At 58.8% G+C, this 2,970-nt stretch carries 1 protein-coding gene; it reads right to left on the bottom strand.

Features of this window, described 5'->3' with window-relative positions:
- Positions 1–157: 157 nt before the first annotated feature.
- Positions 158–2,970, bottom strand: a 2,813-nt coding sequence (locus VMY05_12435) for a hypothetical protein (GenBank protein ID HUV31879.1), incomplete at its 5' end; no start/stop codon positions are given.

The following is a 2,970-nucleotide window of genomic DNA, read 5'->3' as shown; positions in this document are numbered from 1 at the left end:
TTGTCAAAGCGTCAACCTCATTCTTCGCTGGCGGTTTGGGGCCCAGACTGGGTGGCACCGCAGTGGCATGCAGCCGTGTGGGATCGGGCCCGAGTCGAGAAGCTCTTCGCCATGGCCGAGCATGCCAATGCCAATGCTTTTCGTGGCCGGCATGACTCTATTCAACTCCGGAGGCGATAACTCCTGTCCACAGAATTGACATCGGCAGCGCCAGATCATGTGCTCCAGGGTCATACAGGGCGATACGCCGGGCCTGGTCGCTGCCATAAAGGATCTTTGCCACGTAGGGGTAGTAGAACGCCTGCTGAGTCGGATTCGGATACACCGGGATATTATACATGTTGAAACCTGCGACCCAGAGCGTCCCCGTATCCGGGTCTTCGGTCATGCAGGTCACATGATGCAATCCATCGATTGTTATCCGCTTCTCAAGAGTCGGTGTGCCTTGGGTGGAAAAGCCGTATATCACCGTCGAGTCTGAATCTGCCGGGTCGGACATGGCGGACGCCAGATAGAGCATCTCGGCGGCTTTTGACGCAAACATGCCGACGGGAGCGGGGATGTAGCTGCCGCTGTCGGGCCTGCCCAGATCGAGGCGCAGTCGCGTTCCGTCCGGGGCATATCTCCAGAGAATGTCACTCTCATTGAGCGCGTGAACGTTGAGGACGTACAGGTTGCCCGCTGCGTCCAGCTCGAGCTCTCGAAGACTGTTGCGGTATTGATTATCGTTCATCGGCGGAGGATCGTCATACAGAGTAACCACCTCGTAGGGCGGGTTTCCACTGTCCAGAAGCTTGAGCTTGGCTGCCGCCGTGTACGGTTGCGCACCGTCAGGATCGACCACCACGGGAACAACATAGACAAATTCGGCATCGAAAGCGGCATCGAGAAGGGGCCGGCCGAACGAATCGCCCCCTTTGTTCTGTATCCCCACATAGACCGTCGCGCCCGTATTGTACCGGGGTTCCTTGATATCGATGAGCCTGACTTCACCCGACGGGATGACGACTTTATCGGTGCTGTCGAGCTGAAGCAATCCTGTTTCGCAGTTGAGCCGATAGAGCTCGCCGGAAGGGCCTTGCAGCAGTTTGACGTTGCAGCGGTCCGACGCAAGTCCGAATGTTCCCGCCCAGGCGCCATCGGCGTCGAAGAGATAAAGTCGGTCCTGCAGCTTGCTGTGCGCATCCGGAGCTCCGCTTTTACCCGCGATCAGCAGGCCGCTCAGGTTCGCGGGAAGATCGACAAGCGCCAACGGTGCACCGGAGACCTCCACGTCCCCTGGGGCCGGGCCCGCGACCGCAGCGCTCATAAGACCCACGCTTGCACCGCCGCTGACCAGAGGGACCCCACAGTAGTTGAGCAGACGCTGCTCTGAGTTCAGCGCCCAATCCCACGAAACAACATCATAGGAATCCATGTACCCATCGGCACTCAAGGCTCCGTCCATGCATGCCATCTCACCCGTCGCCGTCTGTCCACATCCGCCGACAACCATCAAGAAGTCCGCTTCATCGACGAAGTTGTCCCAGTTAATGTCCAGACAAATACCGTAGCACTGCACGGCTGGACTCCAACTGTCGATATAGGCCGCGGAGGCCCCCGAATCTGCCAGGAGTGCCGTGTTAGCCAGGGAATTGCTCGCACCTCGCAGAATAGTATCGGATTGGTCGGCCGCTATTGTCTGTACGCTGCTGGTCAAAACGATCCCGTTTTGGGGTGGCTCTACAAGCTCCAGTTCGATGTAGAGTCTCTCGGTGAAGTTCAGGTGTCCGGTCCAGACGACCTCCTTAAATATGGCGAAGCGGCCGCTGCCCGCGGAGCCGGGCCGGGGGAAAGGTGGGGCCGGAACGCGGGCCACCTCGAGATAGTGTTGCGCGCGCAAGAGATCATTGGGAGCCAGGAGCTCAGGCACGTCTGAGAGATAGACCCGCAATTCAGCGCCTGGCTCGGATGTTGCGAAAAGATACTTGAACCGGATTAAGATTCTGTCGGCGCCGGTCCTGGCGAAGATGCCCTTGACCCGAGCATTGATGAGTAGCCCGTAATTCTCAGACGCCGGGTCAATGTCCTTGAGATTGTACATCACCATCACTCCGCCCGGATCCGGTCCGACACCCACGACCCGTTCCACGTGGACCCGGGATTCTTCCGGCTGTTCCGCGTCGATCGCATTGTTGGTAATAACGCGAGTCTCGAATTCTTCATCGTCGTCAAAATCGAGATCGTCCAGAGAGTAGGCCAGCGCTTTCCTGAATGTCACGTGGAGCGAATAATCGGCGTCGATCATGCTGACGGTGCAGGTTGTCCCGCCGTCCTGGTAAACCGTGCCGTCCAGTTCCCATCTATCGACCGCGTAACCAGGATCGGCGGCGGCCGTGAACGTCGCCTCTTCATTGTAGCCGACGGTCACCTCGTCGGGATGAACAAAACCATTTGGGCCCGCCGTTGCTGTAACGGTGTACTGAAGTAACTGGAAGGTGACGTGAATCCTGTGGTCGGCCTGGACGTTGGTCAGTGTGTGACTCTCGCCGCCTCCCTGGACCACGACACCGTCCACGGACCAACTCTCGATCTCATAGCCGGTGTCAGGATTGGCTGTAAATGTGACATCGGCTCCGGAATCGACAGTGACGCTGTCGGGACTGACCGAGCCGTCCGGACCCGCCGTCGCCAGAAGGGTGTACTGCCGCTGTTTGAACGTGACGGAAATCCTGTGATCTGCGTCAATCTGACTGATCGTGAACGTGGAGCCCCCTTGCTGCACAGCGTTGCCATCCAACTCCCATAGAGCCACCTCATAGCCGGCGTCGGGAGTCGCCGTAAATATCAGATCGGCACCGGCATTGACAGTGATCTGCCCGGGGCTGACCGAGCCGTTCGGGCCGGCCGTAGCTATCACGGTGTACTGAATCGCTACGGGCGCGACGCGAATCGGGCCATTCGTTTGGCCGGCGCAGATAGGTTCGTCCA

Source organism: Acidobacteriota bacterium, assembly GCA_035529075.1.
In the GTDB taxonomy this organism is placed as follows: Bacteria; Zixibacteria; MSB-5A5; order GN15; family FEB-12; genus DATKXK01.
The sequence above is the reverse complement of the archived record's forward strand: the minus strand, read 5'-3'. Positions and strand labels throughout refer to the sequence as shown.